1 protein-coding gene is annotated in these 882 nt (G+C 71.4%); it reads left to right on the top strand.

What is annotated here, in order from left to right; translation table 11 throughout:
• Positions 1-22 precede the first annotated feature (22 nt).
• Positions 23-882 (top strand): IS607 family element RNA-guided endonuclease TnpB (gene tnpB, locus ACK8GG_RS21270; protein ID WP_440357099.1); only part of this gene is annotated, 860 nt, incomplete at its 3' end.

Here is an 882-nt window from a genome sequence, read left to right as displayed (position 1 = left end):
GCTGGCGCGGGTCAAGGCGGTGATGGATCAGCGGGCGGCCGAACGTACTTACGGCATCCCGGACGAGCAGTTGACGCCGTCGTTGTCGTGGTCGCTGCCGGCGTTGCGGCGGGTGTGGAACACGGCGAAGCCCGAGGTGGCGCCGTGGTGGGCCGACTATTCCAAAGAGGCGTACAACACCGGCCTGGACAACCTGGCCCGCGGGTTGAAGAACTGGTCGGATTCCCGCGCCGGTAAACGTGCCGGCCGCCCGGTCGGGTTTCCCCGGTTCAAGGGCAGGCACCGCACCACACCGAGCGTGCGGTTCACCACCGGCACGATCCGGGTGGAACCGGACCGCAAGCACGTGGTGCTGCCCCGGCTTGGCCGGTTGAAGCTGCACGAGTCCGCACGCAAACTGGCGCGGCGCTTGGACGCGGGCACCGCCCGGATCATGTCCGCGACGGTGCGCCGCGACGGCGGGCGGTGGCACGTCGCGTTCTGCGTCGAGGTCGACCGCGCCGTGCGCACCCCCGCCCGCCCGGACTCCGTGGTCGGTGTCGACGTCGGCATCAAAGCTCTCGCGGTGCTGTCCACCGGCGAGATCGTGGCCAACCCCCGCCACCTGAACGCCGCGCAGCGCCAGCTCCGTGCGCTGGGGCGTTCCCTGTCGCGCAAGGTCGGACCCGACCGGCGCATCTGCCGGGACGCCTCGAAGCGGTGGCAGCGCGCGTCGAAACGGCTCAGCCGGGCGCACGCCCGGGTGGCCAACCTGCGCCGAGACGGACTGCACAAGCTCACCACCCGGCTGGCCCGGGAACACGGCACGATCGTGGTGGAAGACCTCAACGTGACCGGGATGCTGGCGAATCGGCGGCTGGCCCGGCACATCGCCGACGCCGG

Source organism: Melissospora conviva (genome assembly GCF_049523535.1).
GTDB lineage: Bacteria > Actinomycetota > Actinomycetes > Mycobacteriales > Micromonosporaceae > Melissospora > Melissospora conviva.
Note: the sequence above shows the minus strand (reverse complement) of the source record. Positions and strands in the feature narration are given on the sequence as shown.